The 19,395-nt window shown below is 49.2% G+C and carries 13 protein-coding genes and 1 pseudogene; 6 read left to right on the plus strand and 8 right to left on the minus strand.

Going from position 1 to position 19,395, the window contains the following annotated elements; genetic code table 11:
• Positions 1 to 45: 45 nt before the first annotated feature.
• The 4 genes and pseudogenes from PMYSY11_RS21080 to PMYSY11_RS21095 all read left to right on the plus strand — a co-directional run.
• Positions 46 to 1,635: an efflux RND transporter periplasmic adaptor subunit gene (locus PMYSY11_RS21080; RefSeq protein WP_069899918.1), complete on the plus strand. Its 1,590-nt coding sequence runs from the start codon at positions 46 to 48 to the stop codon at positions 1,633 to 1,635.
• 14 nt (positions 1,636 to 1,649) lie between these two features.
• The gene (locus PMYSY11_RS21085; RefSeq protein ID WP_010490657.1) at positions 1,650 to 1,991 is read left to right on the plus strand and encodes a P-II family nitrogen regulator; all 342 of its coding nucleotides are present in this window, start codon (positions 1,650 to 1,652) and stop codon (positions 1,989 to 1,991) included.
• A gap of 11 nt (positions 1,992 to 2,002) precedes the next feature.
• Positions 2,003 to 5,125 (plus strand): efflux RND transporter permease subunit, encoded by a 3,123-nt coding sequence (locus PMYSY11_RS21090; RefSeq protein ID WP_010490656.1) that lies wholly within the window; start codon positions 2,003 to 2,005, stop codon positions 5,123 to 5,125.
• 608 nt (positions 5,126 to 5,733) lie between these two features.
• Positions 5,734 to 6,529, plus strand: a pseudogene (locus PMYSY11_RS21095) (arsenic resistance protein); the annotation flags it as partial.
• A gap of 577 nt (positions 6,530 to 7,106) precedes the next feature.
• On the opposite strand, the gene PMYSY11_RS21100 reads toward PMYSY11_RS21095, so the two are convergent.
• From PMYSY11_RS21100 to PMYSY11_RS21115, 4 genes are all read right to left on the minus strand, one after another.
• Positions 7,107 to 7,340: a hypothetical protein gene (locus tag PMYSY11_RS21100; RefSeq protein ID WP_010490653.1), complete on the minus strand. Its 234-nt coding sequence runs from the start codon at positions 7,338 to 7,340 to the stop codon at positions 7,107 to 7,109.
• 190 nt (positions 7,341 to 7,530) lie between these two features.
• The gene (locus PMYSY11_RS21105) at positions 7,531 to 8,856 is read right to left on the minus strand and encodes an OprD family porin (protein ID WP_069899919.1); all 1,326 of its coding nucleotides are present in this window, start codon (positions 8,854 to 8,856) and stop codon (positions 7,531 to 7,533) included.
• Between the two features lie 320 nt (positions 8,857 to 9,176).
• Positions 9,177 to 9,536: a DUF3703 domain-containing protein gene (locus PMYSY11_RS21110; RefSeq protein ID WP_029529713.1), complete on the minus strand. Its 360-nt coding sequence runs from the start codon at positions 9,534 to 9,536 to the stop codon at positions 9,177 to 9,179.
• 16 nt (positions 9,537 to 9,552) lie between these two features.
• On the minus strand, positions 9,553 to 11,835 hold the full coding sequence (locus PMYSY11_RS21115) for a heavy metal translocating P-type ATPase (RefSeq protein ID WP_069900107.1): 2,283 nt from the start codon (positions 11,833 to 11,835) through the stop codon (positions 9,553 to 9,555).
• A 235-nt stretch (positions 11,836 to 12,070) separates the two neighbouring features.
• Here PMYSY11_RS21115 and cadR point away from each other — a divergent pair, with 235 nt between their 5' ends.
• Entirely contained in the window at positions 12,071 to 12,523 is a 453-nt protein-coding gene (gene cadR, locus PMYSY11_RS21120; protein WP_010490645.1) for a Cd(II)/Pb(II)-responsive transcriptional regulator, read from the plus strand.
• A 255-nt stretch (positions 12,524 to 12,778) separates the two neighbouring features.
• Positions 12,779 to 13,174 (plus strand): disulfide bond formation protein B, encoded by a 396-nt coding sequence (locus PMYSY11_RS21125; protein ID WP_069899920.1) that lies wholly within the window; start codon positions 12,779 to 12,781, stop codon positions 13,172 to 13,174.
• Between the two features lie 242 nt (positions 13,175 to 13,416).
• Here the strand turns inward: PMYSY11_RS21125 and PMYSY11_RS21130 are convergent, their stop codons facing one another.
• The 4 genes from PMYSY11_RS21130 to PMYSY11_RS21145 are packed head-to-tail and all read right to left on the minus strand — an operon-like array spanning position 13,417 to position 19,355.
• The gene (locus tag PMYSY11_RS21130; protein WP_010490643.1) at positions 13,417 to 13,872 is read right to left on the minus strand and encodes a hypothetical protein; all 456 of its coding nucleotides are present in this window, start codon (positions 13,870 to 13,872) and stop codon (positions 13,417 to 13,419) included.
• Positions 13,873 to 13,874: 2 nt separating this feature from the next.
• The gene (locus PMYSY11_RS21135; protein WP_069899921.1) at positions 13,875 to 16,532 is read right to left on the minus strand and encodes a hypothetical protein; all 2,658 of its coding nucleotides are present in this window, start codon (positions 16,530 to 16,532) and stop codon (positions 13,875 to 13,877) included.
• Positions 16,533 to 18,137: a site-specific integrase gene (locus tag PMYSY11_RS21140; protein ID WP_010490641.1), complete on the minus strand. Its 1,605-nt coding sequence runs from the start codon at positions 18,135 to 18,137 to the stop codon at positions 16,533 to 16,535.
• Positions 18,138 to 18,149: 12 nt separating this feature from the next.
• Complete coding sequence (locus PMYSY11_RS21145; protein WP_150547909.1) at positions 18,150 to 19,355, minus strand: site-specific integrase; 1,206 nt, start codon at positions 19,353 to 19,355, stop codon at positions 18,150 to 18,152.
• Between the last annotated feature and the right edge of the window lie 40 nt (positions 19,356 to 19,395).

The raw sequence follows: 19,395 nt of genomic DNA on the forward strand, positions 1-19,395 counted from the left end.
TGTGCTTGAGTCAAATTTAATATTCTTATTTATATGGAGTTACCAATGGCATCAACAGCTCCCAGAAAGCAGTGGCTAATGATTGCGGCAGTTGTCGCAATCGGTTTGACCGTGGCGGCTCTGATATTAAGTGGCAGCCCTAGTAAATCCGGAGAGCAAGGCCATGGTCATGATGAAAGTCATAAAGATGCATCAGCTCATGCAGATCCAGAGCACCACGGGAATCCTTCGTCAGAGAAACATGAGGAGGCGGACCAGCATACAGATGAAGAGCATCATGAGAGCTCAGAATTCACTGAAGGTGAGCACGGCGGTAAGCTCTTCTCTGAGGGTAATTACGCACTTGAAGTAACAATTTTTGAGGAAGGCGAGGAGCCTCAGTTCAGGCTGTATACCTACCTAAATGGCAAGATTCTAGACCCTGCGGACAGCACGGTGAACATGACATTGTCACGCTTAGGTCAACCTGCGCAACTTATCAAGTTCAGCAAAGAGAATGAATACCTGCGTGGTAATTCCTCAGTTGTAGAGCCACATTCATTCCAAGTCTCTATCAGTGCGAAGCACAGTAACAATAGCTACTCGTTTGATTACGAGCAGGTTGAGGCACGCGTGTCCATGACAGATGAGCAGCTTTCTCAGGGTGGCGTCACAATTGCTACCGCGGGGCCTTCGAAAATTGCATCCACACTGCAGATACTGGGCGAGGTTCGTTACAACGGCGATCGTACTGTTCAGGTGACACCGCAACTTGCCGGACGCGTTGATTCTGTGGCGGTCAGCGCTGGTGAAACTGTCCGCAAGGGCCAGCTACTGGCCAAAATATCCAGCCAAACCCTGGCCGACATGCGTGGTGAGCTACTTGCTGCCCAGCAGCGTTCGGCGCTTGCTCGCACAACCTATATCCGTGAAAAAAAGTTGTGGGAAGAGAAGATATCCGCCGAACAGGACTTTTTGCAGGCAAAGGTTGCCATGCAGGAATCAGCTATCGCAGTGCAACGCGTTCAGCAACAGATTGCCTCACTAGGTAGCGCACCAGCCAAAGGTCAAAATCTTACCGAGTTCGAGATTCGCGCCCCAATTGACGGAGTTATCACCAGCAAAAGCATATCGGTTGGAGAGGTTCTGAAAGAGGATTCTGCGGTATTTACCGTGTCGGATCTGTCGACAGTTTGGGTGGACTCAACAGTCGCGGCGAAAGACTTGGGGGTAATCGCCGAAGGGCAAGCAGTAGTCGTGAGTTCCAGCGCATTCGCTTACAAGGCTGAGGGCAGAATTTCGTATGTCAGCGCATTGGTTGGGGCCCAAACCCGCTCAGCCACTGCCCGCATTGTGCTCGCCAACCCAGAGCGGGTATGGCGTCCTGGCTTACCGGTCACGGTCGAAGTGGTTGCTGAGGAAAGCAACGTGCCAGTTGCTGTGGCAGTAGAAGCGATCCAGACCGTTCGCGATTGGCAAGTGGTGTTTGGCCGTTTTGGTAACCAGTTGGAGGCCCGACCTATTGAGCTGGGCAAGACTGATGGACGCTTCGTCGAGGTTATTTCGGGTCTAAAAGCGGGTGATCGCTACGCACTGAAGAACAGTTTCCTGATCAAGGCTGAGCTTGGCAAAGCCGGCGCGAGCCATGACCACTAATTTGGAGTCGAGCCATGAAACAAGTTACAGCTATATTTCGTCCGATCCGGCTTGAGGCTGTCGAGCAAGCGCTACACGCACTGCCACATCTACCCGGCTTCACAATTCTACCTGCACAAGGCCATCCTCGTGGTCACGGTAAAGATCACAGCTATATCGCTGACGAATGGAACCCCGACGCTCACCAACATCTCGTACTGGTAGCGTTCTGCGGCGACGAAATTGTAGATGGGATCGTCAAGGCCATCGAGAAGGCCGCTCACACAGGTGTACCCGGCGATGGGATCATCGCCGTGGCCCCTTTGACCGACGTATTGCGCATCCGTACCGGAGAGCGCGGTGATGCTTCGCTTTAGGGGAAACTAACATGTACGAACGATTAATTCGCTTCGCCATCGATCAGCGCTGGCTGATCTTGCTGGCTGTGCTCGGCATGGCAACATTGGGTATTTACAGCTATCAAAAGCTATCGATTGATGCGGTTCCCGACATTACCAACGTGCAGGTGCAAATCAATACTGAAGCAAAGGGATACTCACCTTTAGAGACCGAGCAACGTGTGACATTCCCGATTGAGACAGTCATGGCGGGGCTGCCCAAGTTACAGGAAACTCGCTCCATTTCGCGTTATGGATTATCGCAAGTAACTGTAATCTTCGAAGATGGCACGGATATCTACTTCGCGCGCCAGTTAGTGAATGAGCGAATACAAGAAGCCCGAGGAAACCTTCCTCGTGGACTGTCGCCAAGCATGGGACCAATCGCCTCTGGGTTAGGTGAGATCTACATGTGGACCGTAGAAGCGGAAGACGGCGCAAAAAAGCCAGATGGAAGCTCCTACACGCCGATGGACCTGCGAGAAATCCAAGACTGGATCGTAAAGCCTCAACTACGAACAGTAAAAGGTGTTACTGAGATCAACACCATTGGTGGCTATGCTAAAGAATTCCAAGTATCGCCCATTCCAGGGAGCTTGGTTGCCCATGACCTCAGTTTGCCTGACATTGTGGATGCATTGGAAAATAACAACGCAAACGTCGGGGCGGGCTACATCGAACGGAGCGGCGAGCAGTACCTGATCCGCGCCCCTGGGCAGTTAGGCTCGATCGCGGATATCGCTAACATTATTATCAAGAGCACCAATGGTGTCCCAGTGCGCATCGGTGATGTAGCTGATGTCGGCCTAGGCAAAGAGCTGCGTACCGGTGCAGCCACCGAAAACGGCCAAGAGGTAGTGCTCGGCACGGTGTTTATGTTGATTGGTGAGAATAGCCGCTATGTATCGCAGGCTGTCGATCAACGGCTAAAGGAGATCAATCGAAATCTTCCGAAGGGTGTACTAGCGAAGACAGTATATGACCGCACCGTATTGGTCGACAAAGCAATCAACACGGTAAAGAAGAACCTAATCGAAGGTGCTCTGCTGGTTATCGCGATCCTCTTTCTATTCTTGGGCAACATCCGTGCAGCCCTCATAACTGCGATGGTGATCCCGCTGTCGATGTTATTCACTTTCACAGGCATGGTAAGCAACAAGGTGAGCGCGAATCTAATGAGCCTCGGTGCGCTCGACTTCGGCATCATCATTGATGGCGCAGTCGTGATTGTTGAAAACTGCGTGCGTCGCCTGGCTCACGCGCAAGCTACTGCGGGAAGAACGTTGACGCGTAACGAGCGCTTCCACGAAGTTTTCGCTGCTTCGAAGGAGGCACGTCGCCCGCTGCTATTTGGGCAACTGATCATTATGGTGGTGTACCTACCGATTTTTGCCTTGACGGGCGTTGAAGGCAAGATGTTCCATCCGATGGCATTCACCGTGGTGACAGCGTTGCTAGGCGCTATGGTCCTTTCTGTCACGTTTGTTCCAGCGGCAGTTGCATTGTTTCTCAATGGCAGCGTCAGTGAAAAAGAAAACCGTTTGATGGTTTGGTTAAAGCAGGGTTACGAGCCATTACTGGACTGGGTCATGGTCCGCAAACCGCTGGTGTTGACTATAGCGACGGTCATAATGGTGTTGTCTGGTTTGGCTGCTTCGCGAATGGGTAGCGAGTTCGTGCCAAGTCTTGACGAAGGTGATATCGCTTTACATGCTATGCGTATCCCAGGTACCAGCCTCTCTCAAGCAATTGACATGCAGGTGCAGCTCGAACAAAAAATCAAGTCATTTGCTGAAGTTGATACGGTATTCGCCAAGCTGGGAACCGCTGAAGTTGCAACCGACCCAATGCCGCCAAATGTGGCGGACAACTTTGTAATGCTCAAACCGCGAGATCAATGGCCAGATCCGAGTCTCAGTAAAGTAGATTTGGTTGCTGCGCTTCAAAAAGCAATCGAGCAGATCCCCGGCAATAACTATGAGTTTACTCAGCCAATTCAGATGCGCTTCAACGAACTGATCTCCGGTGTGCGCAGTGACGTAGCGGTCAAGGTCTTTGGCGATGATATGGATGTCATGAACGAGACTGCCGAGCAAATCGCAGAGGTGCTGGAAGGTATTTCAGGTGCAGCTGACGTGAAGGTTGAACAAACCACGGGGCTCCCGATGCTCAGCGTGCAAATCGACCGCGAAAAAGCCGCACGGTTCGGTTTAAATGTATCAGAGATCCAAGACGCTATTTCCACCGCAATCGGCGGACGCGAGGCAGGTGCGTTGTATGAAGGCGACCGTCGCTTCGACATTCAAGTCCGCTTATCAGATGAGTGGCGCAATGATGCCGACAAAATTCAGCAATTGCCTATCCGCCTGGCCAATGGTGATAACAAGGACAGTCCGGGATTTGTGCGCTTAGCGGACGTCGCTACTGTAATTGCCGCACCGGGACCAAACCAGATAAGTCGTGAAAGCGGAAAGCGTCGCGTGGTCGTCACCGCCAACGTGCGCGGTCGAGATATAGGTTCTTTTGTTGCTGAGGCCGAGAGCAAAATCGCTGAATCAGTCAGCATCCCTACAGGTTATTGGACGACATGGGGTGGTACATTCGAGCAATTGCAGTCGGCTGCTAAACGCCTGCAAATTGTCGTGCCAGTGTCACTTCTACTGGTATTCACTCTGCTATTTATGATGTTCGGAAATATCAAAGACGGCCTTCTGGTATTTACTGGCGTGCCCTTTGCACTGACAGGTGGGGTCATGGCTTTGTGGCTGCGTGATATTCCGCTATCTATTTCGGCAGGTGTAGGTTTCATTGCATTGTCAGGCGTCGCAGTGCTCAACGGTTTGGTGATGATTTCCTTTATTCGTAGTTTACGTGAGAACGGCATGGGGCTGGACGAAGCCATCCGCGTAGGTGCGCTGACGCGTCTACGTCCGGTACTGATGACTGCCTTGGTGGCTTCTCTAGGCTTTATTCCAATGGCTACTGCAATTGGGACAGGGGCTGAGGTTCAACGGCCATTGGCCACGGTGGTAATTGGGGGAATATTATCATCTACGACGCTAACGCTACTGGTGCTGCCATTGCTCTACCGATTGGCTCATCGACTGCGTTAAGGACGGCACATTGCTCACTTAACAGAGTGTCTAATCCCGTAATAGGTTTACACCTATTACGCTCTCAAAACGCCCGACGTAAAGCACCGGGCGTTTTGTACCTTTATGTCAGATTAGACCGCATGCTGCAGTGAGTCTTAACAGATCCGTCGAGCATGCGATCCGCCTCAGCTAAATCTTTAAGCCGGAGAGATAAGAGCTACGTTCTGAATATCCCGCTCGAACACTTAGCCAAGATACAACAGGGAATTCAAGGCCAAGCACAATAGTATTATCGTACCGGTCTAGTGTTGTTTTTTTCAGCTATAGGTACAAAGTTGGTTGCTAATAAAGATCACTTTGCACATCAACTTACGCACCTTGAATCGCCAATTAGCATGCCGTCCTCACTAATCAGATGTGGAATGCTTTGTAAAATAGGACTGGCCACTAGTCCAACGGCTGATCTGCGCTGACCATCTACCCTGACTAAATCAACGGTATGGCTTCCTCGCCTGCCGACTCAGCGGGCATGTGAGATCGGTGAACCGCTGCCGCATAGCTGGGCACTTTATTCAGGCAGGTATGCTAGCTTTGCACCATTTTCGTTCTGGAGGGGGGAGTCAGGAGCAAAGACATACTTCATGTCGGCGCTTCTCATCACCAATTTCGTACTTATTCCGTAATTGCTTTGGGGCATCACTAGAGACCTTGTAGACCACCCGGCCATACTCGTGGCGCACTATTGAAATTGCTAACACCCTGCATCGACTACGTGGTGGTCTTAACTCATATTGGCAAAGGCGACTCGCGCGCGACTCTTTCGGCCACCCCGGTTCTGGTGTTGGTACAGCTTGTATTGCTGCCTTTTTACCTGGCCTTCATGCTGGTACGGTAGTCCGAAGTCGTAATCTCCATCGGCCCATTCGTTGAAGCGTTTCCTCTTCTAATTATCGCACCGATGTTTTTGGCGGTAGCTACAGCTGCTGAGGCCAAACGGTCAAATCTTGTCGCCGGGTGGAACGCAGTGTGGGCATGGCTACCCGTTCCTAAAATGGCTTCGGTTCTAATCGTGGTGGTTGGAACTCAGATATCTTCGGTGGTACGTGACATTACCCTGCTTGCTCCAGTTATACCTGTGTATATAGCTTTCTGGTATTGGCTCCACGAATGGGAGCGCTGGGATCAAGAGCTGCCAAATTGCCAGCCACGACAGCACGAACGGTTACCTTTAGCTCAACAACTCGAAACTCCCTGGTTGTTCTGCCTCTGGCATTAGCATTGCCTGAAGATATTCGAGGGCTTGCTGCCGCAGCAGTAATAACACAGACGTTGATCGAGTTGGTATGTGAGCTGATTTACATTCGCGCAGTACCGGCGATCGTTTGGCGAGGGAAGCCCGGTTTTGCGTCGACAGCGGCCTAAATAGGTCGCCTGGCGCAATACGGGTTGGCCGGGCGCTTACACTTCAACCACAAAGTACAATAGATATGCTGGCTCCTCTTGACGGAGTACAGGGCTAACCCGAACAATTTTCCACCATGATGGGCGCGACAAGCTTTTTAAAGTTGATTTCTAACGTTTCTATCGACAAACCCCCGCTATTTGCTCCTCATTTTTTGTTGCTCATACAGCACGGCTTTGCTTTTCAGTACCCCCCCTTGCTGGAGCTTTTTAAACCAGCGATTCCGAACAGAATCAACCAAAAAAGTGACTGGACTATCTCATAGTAACTATAGCCCTGATCGAACACCAAGCAGTCAGCTTTGTACATCAACTCGTGTATGTAGCCCAGACGCTACTTGGTCATCAGACTCCTTACTGACCAGCATCCTCACTTAAGTGAGTGCCTAGTTTCATCAGAAATCAATATATCCAAAGAAATGCTGTGAGATATAAAAATCGTGTATTAAAAAAAGCGCCACGAAGGGCGCTTAGGGTACACCTCTTTCCAAAGGAGCTCGGGAGCTACTAGAGGTGAACATCGTATGGAGTTGAGCAATTATTCAGCGTTAATTTGTTTATTAATATCGGTTTCAGTCCGATCTTGGTCGTTAGAATTAACATTTAAATCGTCTGCTGGTTTAGCGGTAGACTCAACTCCGTGAATTCGTTTTTGATCGGCTCTGAATTTTTCTTGCGCGTTCATTGAGCGATCATAGCCATCTTCTGCATAAGTCAGTGTAGAGCCGACAAGAAGTACCGATCCAATAATCAGGGATTTCAAAATCTTCATAAGACTGGCCTCGTAAAAGTAAACAAGCAACTTGAGAAACCTTAGTGAAAAGCTCGCAAGGACTGGAAAATTTTACAAGAGGAAACCTAACACCAGCGTGAGCTGAAAATTACATTATTGATATCTAATCATTACTTGGATGCCGCGCATGAGCGAGCGGGGGGGGGCCCTCCCGCCCAGCCATAATTATTTACAGTACGCTAAGGGGATATTCAACGATTAGACGAACCTCATCCAAATCAGACTCGTAAGCGGTAGCACGCGTAGTCATCTGACGAACGCGGAAAGACATATCTTTCAATGAGCCTGTTTGCAGGACATACTTAGCTTCAATATCTCGCTCCCAGCGCTTCTGATCAGTTAGCGGGTTACCATCGTCATCACGCCGCATATAGACTTCGTTTGCACTGGAGTAGTCAGCATCTGAGCCCTGTGCATAGCGAGTCATGAAGCTCAGCCCAGGGATTCCGTAGCTTGCCATATCTAGATCGTAGCGAAGCATCCAAGAGCGCTCATTCGGTGAGTTGAAATCGCTGTACTGGATCGAGTTGTCGAGATAGATAGAGTCGGATTGGCGCAGGTAATCGAAGTCGTTATCACCATTATTACGCTGGTAAGACAAAGCGACGCTGTGGGCTCCAAATTGCACGCCTACTTTACCGCTATAGATATTATTATTGAATTCACCCAACTGCTGTTGGCCTTCGTCGACAGCTTTGTAGTAGTTCAAGCCACCAAACAACGAAATATCATCAGTCAACGGACGACTAAAGGCTGTCCCTGCATAGTATTGGTCCCAAACATCTTTAAGTTTGCTGCTGTAAAGGCTAAAACTCAGATTATCGCTCACTGAATAGTCGCCACCGAAATAGGCAAGCCATGACGAATCTACTGGGCCAGCGTAAAAAGTTTCAAAGTCATCGCGCATTGTGCTGACTTGCGGTTGGCTCATAGCATGCAAACGCCCCCCCTGAAGGGTAAGTCCCTCAAAGCTACTATTTTCAAGGGTTACACCACGAAAGCTTTCCGGTAACAGGCGAGAATCACCGTAGTGAACCACCGGAGTCATGGGGAATACATCACCTGCCTTGACAACCGTATCGAGCAAGCGAACTTTTACTGCACCACCAACTTTAGAATAATTGTCCTCGGCTTCCCCTTCACTATTAACAGGTAATAGGTTCACACTGCCTCCGGGGCCATAGCGCCCATCACCAGTATCCAGTTTTAGGCCAAGCATGGCAAAAGTATCAATACCAAAACCTACAGTCCCCTGGGTAAAGCCCGACTCAAACTGACCAATGATTCCATGTGCCCAAGCTTCAGTGTAACCGTTACCTGTGTTGCTTGACTGGCCCTTCCGGAAGTCACGGTTCATGTAAAAGTTTCGATTGAGGATATTGAAACTGCTGCCCTCGACAAACCCATCAGCTTGTTCTTCTGAAACTGCAATGAGAGGAGTTGAACTGACAATCGCCGAAAATACTGCAAGGGAAATCTTGGTTTTATTTAGCATTTATTGCTCCTTTATAATTGGCAGTTATAAATATAATTCTTCGCCATTGCATTTTTATAGGTTGCGCACCCACAAGTGCTCCGCACCATCGGTGCTGAGCCATATCCTTGCAAGGTGGAGATAACTTGAAGATGATTGTAAAATTACAATTTTGTAATCTTAATTGACCACTAGTAATAAGTTGTCTTAAAGCGACATTTTCTTGTGGTTTTCAGCGATATTTCAATGTAACGGCCACGAGAAGCTTCAGGCGTAAATTGGATGGATGATGCTTGAGAAGTTTCAGTAAGCTCACAGTAGGGCTTGAAGGTCAGCGCCCGTCACTTAAATGACGCCTGATCATCACTTGCAAGCAGAGCCTGCAGATCTGATGGGACTGGCAAGGACCTGAAAGCATTAATTCTTGCGCGGCCTGTGTTGCCTACCGGGACCCAAATTTTAGAGAACAACAAGGCCGCGAGAATGCGCGATACTTGTCCGGCAACCTCTCGATAATCGCCAGTCTGCCAGCCGAGCACGAGCATCAGCCAGTGTGACTTGGCATGCAGCAAGGGGCGGCGCTGGGTCAGGATGTGCACTCGCTCTAGCCATTGAAAGGCAGTTGCACTGCGCTTTTCCTGCATGGCGTGCTCGGCCTCTTGAAAGGCCTGCTCAATTGCGAATTGCAATGCTGCCCTGATCTGCAATCCTCCCACCTCATTTTTTAAGCAGGCGCAGGCCGTTGAATACCACCAATAGGCTGACGCCCATGTCGGCGAAGACGGCCATCCACATCGTCGCCTGACCCGTCAGGGTAATGGCGAGAAACAGGGCCTTGATTCCCAGCGCCAGTACGATGTTCTGCTTGAGGATTACGGCGGTCTGTTGCGACAGCCGAATGAAGGCCGGGATCTTGCGCAGGTCGTCGTCCATCAAGGCTACATCGGCCGTTTCGATGGCGGTGTCTGTGCCGGCGGCGGCCATGGCGAAACCGATTTCAGCTTTCGCCAGCGCCGGCGCATCGTTGATGCCATCGCCGACCATCCCGACCACGTAACCACGGGTTTGCAACGCTTCAATCGCCTGCAACTTGTCGACGGGCAGGAGGTTGCCGCGCGCCTCGTCGATGCCTACCTGTTGCGCGATAGCTTCTGCGGTGTGCAGGTTATCGCCGGTCAGCATGGTGGTCTTCACACCCAGCGCGTGAAGCTCTTCGATGGCCTGGCGGCTGGAGTCTTTGACGGTATCGGCAACGGCGAACAGGGCAATGGCACGCTGTGGATTGCACAGCACCACCACGGTTTTACCTTGGCGTTCGAGGCCTTCAAGTGTTGCCTCCAGCTCGGGGGAGCACAGGCCAAGTTCTTCAACCAAGCGGTGGTTGCCCAGGTGGAAATCCACGCCGTCGATGCGGCCTCGAACACCTCGGCCCAGCAGGGCTTCGAAGCCGTCAACGGCAGAGTTTGGCAGGCCGTTTTCAGTGGCGTGTTTGGCTATCGCTTGCGACACCGGGTGGTCAGAGCGGCTGGCGAGGCTGGCGGCATGGGCGTGGTAGAGCGCGGCGTCCTGCTCAACCAGCGGCATGTAGTCGGTTTGTACCGGCTTGCCGTGGGTTAGGGTGCCGGTCTTGTCGAGTGCTAGGAAGCCAAGCTTGCCGCCGATCTCCAGATAGACGCCGCCTTTGACCAGGATGCCTTTGCGCGCCGCCGCCGCCAGGCCACTGACGATGGTGACGGGCGTCGAGATGACGAGGGCGCAAGGGCAGGCGACGACCAGCAGCACCAGGGCGCGATAGATCCAGTCGTACCACGGTTCGGCCATAAACAGCGGTGGCACGATGGCGACAGCCAGGGCGAAAAGAAATACAACCGGTGTGTACACCTTGGCGAATTGATCGACAAAGCGCTGGGTCGGCGCACGTGAGCCCTGCGCCTCCTCGACTGCGTGAATGATGCGGGCCAGCGTGGTGTTGCCGGCTGCGGCCACAACGCGGTATTCCAGCGAGCCGGCTTCATTGATGGTTCCAGCAAAAACCGGGTCGCCAATGGTTTTCTCGACGGGCAGGCTTTCCCCTGTGATCGGCGCTTGGTTGATGGTGGAGTTGCCAGCCGTTACCTCGCCATCGAGGCCGATCCGCTCGCCAGGGCGAACCCGCACCAATGCGCCTAGGGCGATGCTTTTAACCTCGACCTCAAGCCATGTGTCGTCAGCTTGCTGCACCGTGGCGCGCTCTGGGGTGAGGTCCATCAGCCCACGAATGGCATTGCGCGCCCGATCCAGCGACTTTGCTTCGATCAGCTCGGCGACAGAAAAAAGGAACATGACCATGGCCGCTTCTGGCCATTGCCCAATCAGCACCGCACCGGTCACCGCGATGCTCATCAGCGCATTGATGTTCAGGTTACGGTTTTTCAGGGCGATCCAGCCCTTCTTATAAGTCGTCAGGCCGCACAGCAGAATGGCCAGCAAAGCCACGCCGGCCACCACCCACTCAGGCGCAAGCTCGGCGAAGTGCAGCACTTCAGCCGATACAGCGGCCACACCGGATAGTGCCAAAGGCCACCAGGACTTCTTGCGCGGCGCGGCTGGCGCTTCACCGTTTGCCGTTGCTGAGCCCTCGATCACTGGGGTGAAACCCAGGTCGCTAATCGCTGCCAGCGCGACGGGCAGTGCGTCTACTGTGTGGCTAAACGTCAGTACGCGCTGGATCAGGTTGAACTCCAGTGCACTGATGCCAGGCAGTGAGGACAGCTTGTCGCGGATCAGCTTTTCTTCCGTCGGGCAGTCCATCTGTTCGATTTTGACGCGGGCTTGCCCCTCAGTAGAGAGCGGTTCTGCTAGCATACCCAGGGACGAAATCGCCGCTTCGATAGGCGCGGTCGACGGCAAGTTGTGCCATACCCCAAGAACGCGATTGATCAGGTTGAAATCGAGCTTTTCTACGCCCGCCAGCTTGCTCAGCTTGTCCTGAATCAGCGTCTGCTCGGTGGGACAGTCCATTTGCTCAATACGAAAGCTGCTGAGCCTGGAACCGGCTGCGGGGCCTAGCGCTGCAGCACCAGTGGTGGAGTTTTTACTTGCTTCGTTGAAGTCACAGCAGACATCCTTTGCAACCGCTTCAGATTTTTTTTCGTCACCGCAGCAGCCAGCCATGGGGGTATCCTCGTTGATCAGTTGTGCAGAGTGAACACCCTGAAGCCACTACAGGGTCAAGCATTTGTCGAAGAGGTATTTGATGAAAATTGGAGAGCTTGCCAAGCTTGCCGATTGCCAGGTTGAAACGGTTCGCTATTACGAGCGTGAGGGGCTGTTGCCGGCTCCGGCCCGCAGCGAGGGTAATTACCGCCTGTACACCAGCGAGCACCTTGAGCGGCTTACGTTCATTCGTAACTGCCGAACCTTAGACATGACCCTAGACGAGATCAGAAGCTTGCTGGCGCTGATGGATCGGCCAGAAGAGAACTGTGAGGGTGTGAATAACTTAGTGGATGAGCACATCGAGCATGTGCAAGCGCGCGTGACCAGCCTGCTGGCACTGCAACAACAACTGGTTGAGTTACGGCATCGCTGTGCCTCTGAGCGGGGCGTAGACGAGTGCGGAATCCTTCAGCGCCTGAACACTACTGGCGGAGTCAGTGCGCTTCCAGATGATGGGCACACCCATGTTGGGAAAAGTCACCGCCATTGACCATTACCACAAAAGAGCGCGGAAAGTATTCCCCCACACGCGATTCACGTTGTAGTTGCCAACCCCCGCCTTAATGGGAGCTTCGTCATCAAGATGAACGCCCAGCTCGATAGCTGCTGTGCCTGCTGGTTGCAACGCCAAGCGAGTCGACCGGTGCCTGTGCAAGACGCATGCTGTAACACAAAGCCAATCGACAGCTGCTGCGGGCCCGCTAACGTGCCATCCCCATATAAGGAAAAGGGCGAGTAGATAACGATGAGAAGCCAGATAGCCCCCTCCGCTAACCCCTGGGGTTTGCTGCTCGCCGTGTGGCTGCTGGCGTTGGCCGCGACCCTAGCCGCCTTGTTTATCGGTGAAGTCATGGGCAAAACCCCGTGCGTGCTGTGCTGGTTCCAGCGCATCTTCATGTTTCCTTTGGCGGTAATGCTGACGGTCGCCTGTTACCGCGCGGACTTCGCCGTTTGGCTGTTCGCCTTATCCCTGGCCGTTATCGGGTCGGGCAATAGCCCTGTATCACTGCCTGCTGTTCATGGGGGTGATTCGGGAAAACCTCAAGCCGTTCAGCCCCGGGACCTCCTGTTTCGGGGCCGACATGCTGATCTTGGAGTCATAACTGCGCAGTACTTCGCCCTCTCTCCAAGTTCCAAATAAAGCACACGACGACATGGCCCTGTACTTCTTGCATCTGTCCACCGACCGGCGAGCATCAGGAAAAGAAGCCCAGCGGACTGGGCAGTGTCAGTTATTGCTAGAGATTTCCGGTCAACAGCATGACCTCAACTCAGGCTACTACGCAGTCTTTACTGGATGTTATCGCACGCACGCTGCTGACCCGTAAGGGTAGATATGCATGAAGTGCAGAAACAAAGCCAGTTGAAGGCAACCGACATTGGCTAGCCACCCTTTGACGGCAGCTTGATCACTGAGCCGCCTTTGGCAGGCTTACGAAACACAGGGCTATCATCTAAGAATTCCGCAGGATCGATATTCTTACGGCGAGCAATCATAGAGGCGTATATAAGTCTTTCTCGCTCCCTATTCAATTGCTTCGTCAATTCCTGGACCTGTGCCTTGAGCATTTCGATCTGGTGATCTCGATCACGATCTCTGGCCGCTTTCAGCGAAACCTCTTGATCGAACTGTTTCTCACCACGAGCATAACTTTTAACAATTCCCTTAATACGCTGAAACTCTTTTTCAAATTCCTTATTTCGCCACAGGGTCGGCTTAGACACACCAGACTTATCGGTAATATACTTCCACCCAAAGTCGGAAGGATCTATAAGCTGCCTTTCAAATTGCTGCAAGACCGAGAAAGCTTTACCCCATTGCTCAGTAGACGTAGTCACAATCAAGCTACTCCACATTGGAATACACAGTCGCTTGGAACAGAGCCACCGGTCTTAAATGGTTGATAGTCCTTACTCTTTTCAACTTGAATGTCGTTAAGCACCATCTCAGAACTATCTAAAATATAAGAAGCATTTCTAAAAATCGCCATTTGATGTTCAATATGCATTTCAACAGACTCTACCGGGATACCGGGTCTATTCAAGGCTTCAAAAAGCCGCGCCAACTCCATTTCTGCTCTATTACGCTCTGACTCGACTTGCTTAATTTGAACTGGATCTAAAAGATCTACAACAAACTCTCTACAGCCCTTTCCTGAATTACCGGTCAGACACTTCAGATGAAATTCGCAGGGCTTCAAATTAATATCACGAAAACAATGTCCAAGCGGACCGTAATGTACGGTTTGCAGCATATCAGTCAAAAAAGCCTGCACATTCTGGGTCGGAATATTATTGTCATTCCAAATCTTGACCTTATTCGCCAAATCACCAATAAATCGGGACTGCTCAGAAAGCATAAGTTCACCGACCTTCTCAGCACGTTCTTTAGCAGTCTGATGATCGTAATGCTCACCTTGACTGTCAGATCTTCCCATCCACTTATTGACAATACTTGCAGCCAAACCGGCCCGGAAAAGTGAATTAGTTTGCCAATGTCGTCCCTTGTGGGTCTGAAACGTACTTACAATCTCTTCATTGGCTACAACACCGTAACGGAGAAACGCTGACTGCCCCTGCCTAGCTGGTTTTATCGCATATAGAACAGAGAAATAACCAAGGGTAGATGGAATGTGTTCGTTATACACACCGCCAAGATTGCTTGGAACAACAAATAAATAATCAGAGACCTTTTGATTTATCCCAAATGTAGCCGAACCAATCTCTACTCCATCCGCTAGAAGCTCCTCTTTAATTCCCTGTATTAGTTCTGATTTAACTTTCGTATTAACTGATACAAAAGCATCTACGACGGCGCTTTTAATGCTGGCCTGTTCAACCAAGAACCCAGATACGGCATGATATTTTAGCCTAATGTTATCCGGGGCCGGTCTGTAAAAAGTCTTTCGCTCCTCTGTGACTCTTAAAAACGAGTAAAATCCAGTTTCACTACCATTTGCGATGGAGGTCATAGTCTTCTGGTTAAACAGTTCTGGGTAGAGCTTTTCAGCATCTAATATCGGGATATAAGCATCGTAATTATAACCACCACTGACAATAGTGCGTATTGCTGCGACTGCGTCGTCACTACTAAGATATACGATTCTTGCGCCATGAAGGCACGGCTCACCTGTCAAAGCAAAGGCCTCCAGAGAAGCCAGGTTTTGCGACTTCAACCTATCTTTTAGAGCGTGCACATCCTTAGAACGACTTCCTTCAGGTTTACGATTATGAAGCACCTCAAAAAACTCAGAATATAAAACAACATTTCGGCGGAGCTCTATCAATTGGACAAGACGCTGCTTAACATCAAAGCCTCGTAAATAATAAGCACACTTTACTTTTCCTAGCGATTTTGAAGTCACCTTAAAGCCGTTTTTTTTGTAAAATTTGAGGAGCGCATTTGAGTCTCTTGATTTTGAGGCAAATGGTAAGTATTCACCCAAATTTTTAAGTTCGACAAGTTCATCATCAGGCAGATACTTAAGAAGACGCAACTGCCTCTCAGCCTCTGAGGCATTAGACTCAATTTTTTTATAAAGACGGTCTAAAGCAGACTGAACATGCCGATCAATCGCTTCTATTCTTGTCTGAAACCGATTATCCAGATTTTCGGCATAGGAACCATCTTCAATGCTCAACGCTTGCTCTCTATAGGGTCCGCAAATTTCATCAATTCGCAGAACCGCTTCACAGATTGCATCTCTCCAGATAGTAGGGACATACCTAGCGATCGGCGCCGTACCCTTTTCTGTCCATACTCTACAATACAGTTCGCCACTTATTGTAACTAAGCAATTCTTAGGTAACCGCAAAACCTCGCCAATTCTTAAGCCTAAACCATATTGAAATGCCTGAGTCAGAACAGACAGCATATCCATCTGAGCACGAAAGCTGCCATCCCACTGCTCTTGTACCGCCCACTTCAACGCAATGATTGTTTTGACCAACTCAGGAAGCGGCAGTTTTTCTCCAAGGGCAACACGGCCATACTTATCTTTATCTTGTAAATCCTGTATACCTATGAGGTCAAAATTGCTAACGATCAAGGAAGAATCGAAGACAAATCTAATAAAATAATTTAGCGCTCTACACGCTCCAGCAGGTGACTTATAGTGAGCTATAAGATATTTGAACGTTGTCATGTAGGAAGATTGATCAATCCCTCTAAGGCTGACAACACCCTGAACAGCCATGTACTTAACAGCAGCAGCCAAGTCCATAACACGGCCAGCCGTTATCCCATTGTGATCCGACCTTCTGCCCCAGAGATAACTTACCAAGAAGACCTTGTTCAGCAGCATTAACTCTGGGTTAGTTTCTCCACGAGCCAATAAATAAACATTATGCCTGCCGTTATATAACCAGGAAAAATCCTCCCACTTTGATCCTTTAAAGCATGCGAGTTTTGAAAATCTCACTTCAGCTATGCTGGCAAGACGGCTTAGCTTAATCCGAAGCTCCTCATGCAAAATATCCTGTGCCATTACATTTTGCATTCAGATTTCCTTAACATTAATTAGGACCACGTCCTGCCCGTCAGAGTAGGCAATTGCAGCACGGCAACCAGCTATTGCCTGATCAATAACTGAAACTACATTAGCGGTGCTGACAGTTAACAATTGATCTTTTCGCTCGACCAAACCCTCTAAAGCACTTTCATGAGCTGCTACATCTTTATTAGGGCAAAATCTGTCACACGAATAGCAAGCTACCGCTGGTTCTTCGAAGCATACTGATTGAGCCGCGCACTTCCCTATAACATTAAAATTTCTTGGCTCACATACATGACTATATATATTATTTACAAGGTCACCTTCTCTCATCCAAGCAGCTGTGAATTGCTTCTGTTCAATGCGACTCAACGTGGCATTTTCGAGAATTTCCCACATCTCATGAGTGAATCTGAAGTAGTGTTTAATACTGTTTGTATCATTGTGATCAAGTAAATCGGCAAGCTCTTCTGGGGAACAGCCGGACATTACTGCTTGCGTGCCAACCGTATAACGAAATCTATATGCACATAAATTGAATTGCTTTCCGGTACGAGGGGAAAATGGCAGCCTATGTTCATTTCCCCAGAGAATATAATTAATTCTGGCACTCGACTTTTGGTAAAGTACGGCTCGCTTTGACTCATCTGAAAAATAGTCACTTGACAGCCGCTCTGTATCTTCCCAGTAGTGACTTCCTAAGGAATTGCCGTCTCTTTCTAAATGTATCGGATTTGAACTAATAAAAAGTGGAAGCTCTGCGGGATTAATACCATCAGGTAATTTTGTAGAAACCATGTGAGCCTGGATAAGACTTGCAGTTCTTTCTGTAAGTATTCGAGAGCTGAATTGAACTCGCCGATTGCGCGAATTTTGCTTCACGCGCGGCACGTTAAGATATTTTAATCCGCTTTTACCGTCCTTAATGAAGTCTTTTCGTTTCAATAAAGAAACTTGTATCGGCCTCAATCCAAAACATAAACATAGATCTAACAGCAAACGAAATTCTAACGGAAGCTGCTGATTATTAACCTGATCCGACAGTACGGAAATTTCCTCTCTTGTAAATGGGCCTCTGGCTTCATCCATTACAAATAGAGCTAAATACGAATTTACTTTACCTGAATAATTTCGGAGCTTATGAAACTCCTCATATGACTCTAACGAAAGATCTTCATATCCGCAAAGCAATAGAAAATTCAAGAATTCCTTACAAGCAGAGATGAATGCCGCCTTTTCTTTAGTTTCAAGCACAGAAAGTCCGCCCAAGAAGTCGTTGATATGAACTCCTTTAGAAATCTCACAGGCAAAAAAATCCAGAAATTTATATTTAATTCTAACGGTTGAAGTGTGATACCGCTCCAATATATACCTTAGGTAACTCCTCACAACCTCTCTTAATTCAGTATCCAGAAGATTAAGATACTGTGATTTAAGATAAATAAACTCACCCGTATCATCTGGCAATTTTATTACAGATCGAAATCCCCCATGATCATCAAATAGTTCGATTTCATAGCCAAGCCGACTTTTTACAAAAGCTCCTCCTGGCCACAGATCTGAAAGCTCATCGTTTGCAGCCAACGCCCACTGAGTCTGAAGTCCATTCATTTAATTAACCGATTACGCCTTAAGCGTTTCTTGTTGAAGCAGAGCTTGTAACTCAGCTACTTTGGCTTGTATCGATCCCTTTGCATAATGATCTGGCATATTACTGTTCTTAGCCCAGCCGCCTGCCGCTTCCTGAATAGGGGCTTTTAATAGCTTACGACTTAAACCGCTTTCACCTTTAAATTTTCTATCCAGTGCCTGATTCAAAAGATCATGAAATGTATTTCGAAGACGATGAGGGCTGAGAAGGCCCACAAACTCTGGATATTGTTTAATTAGCTCATTAAGAATTGAATTAGGAGTCTGCACTGAAAGAGGACGCCCATCCCGGTAAGACAAGAAGACATAGCTTGTTGACTGCCAGCCGATGAATTCTTTTCTGATATTCACAATGTAGTGTTCAACCAGCGCAGCGAGCTGATCATGTAACACTACCTGCCGACCGAGGGTTTTAACTGAAGGAGACTCAGCGCGGGGATAATCAATCACATCTTTACTCTTGACGATATCGTAATACTTTCGCATCCCTGTGAGCTGAAAATTGTTCAATTTCAACAACAACGTCTCACCTTTACGATTTCCGCCCAACATCAAAAGAAGCAGGAGAATATAATTTCTCCATCGCACCTTATAAATTTTCCAAGGATTTAAATTATTGCTTGCATCAGGGGCAATAATGGCAATGAACTTAGCCTGAAGCTCAGGAGTAAGGCCAATCCTGTCTTTTTTATCGCCCCTGTAAGGAGCTTTCATATACAACTTGAAGCCGGCAGTCATCCTCTCAAACGAACGCTTAGCAATTTTAAGTTGTTCTAAGTTTCGAGCACACCGCCCCTCATAGAACAGCCATAGGTAATCTACAAATTTTTTTGCGCCTCGCATGCGGGCACCATACCAATTTGGATTAACTTGTTCGCCAGTCTGTTGAGCAAAGCCGCAATACGATGAGAAAGCTTCAATCTCCCCGATTGTAAGAGGATTAAGATTTGCAACGCGCTCAATCAAATTTATTTTTTGAATTTCACAGAATCGATAGAGGATCAAAATAGAACTCTGATCAACTCTTATGGTGTTTGGCTTCGAGCCATTGTCGAATCGTTGCAAAGCATACGCGCCGGCAAATATATCAACCTGGCTACTTTCAGTTACTAACTTTAGTTTTATACCGCCCAATTTATCAAAGACGACGGTAGTGAGTGAAAAGACTGAATTGTTCAAATGAAACACCGCGCTTTTTTCACGAGCACGGAAGCCTATA

The organism is Pseudomonas marincola (assembly GCF_900682675.2).
GTDB classification, from domain to species: domain Bacteria; phylum Pseudomonadota; class Gammaproteobacteria; order Pseudomonadales; family Pseudomonadaceae; genus Aquipseudomonas; species Aquipseudomonas marincola.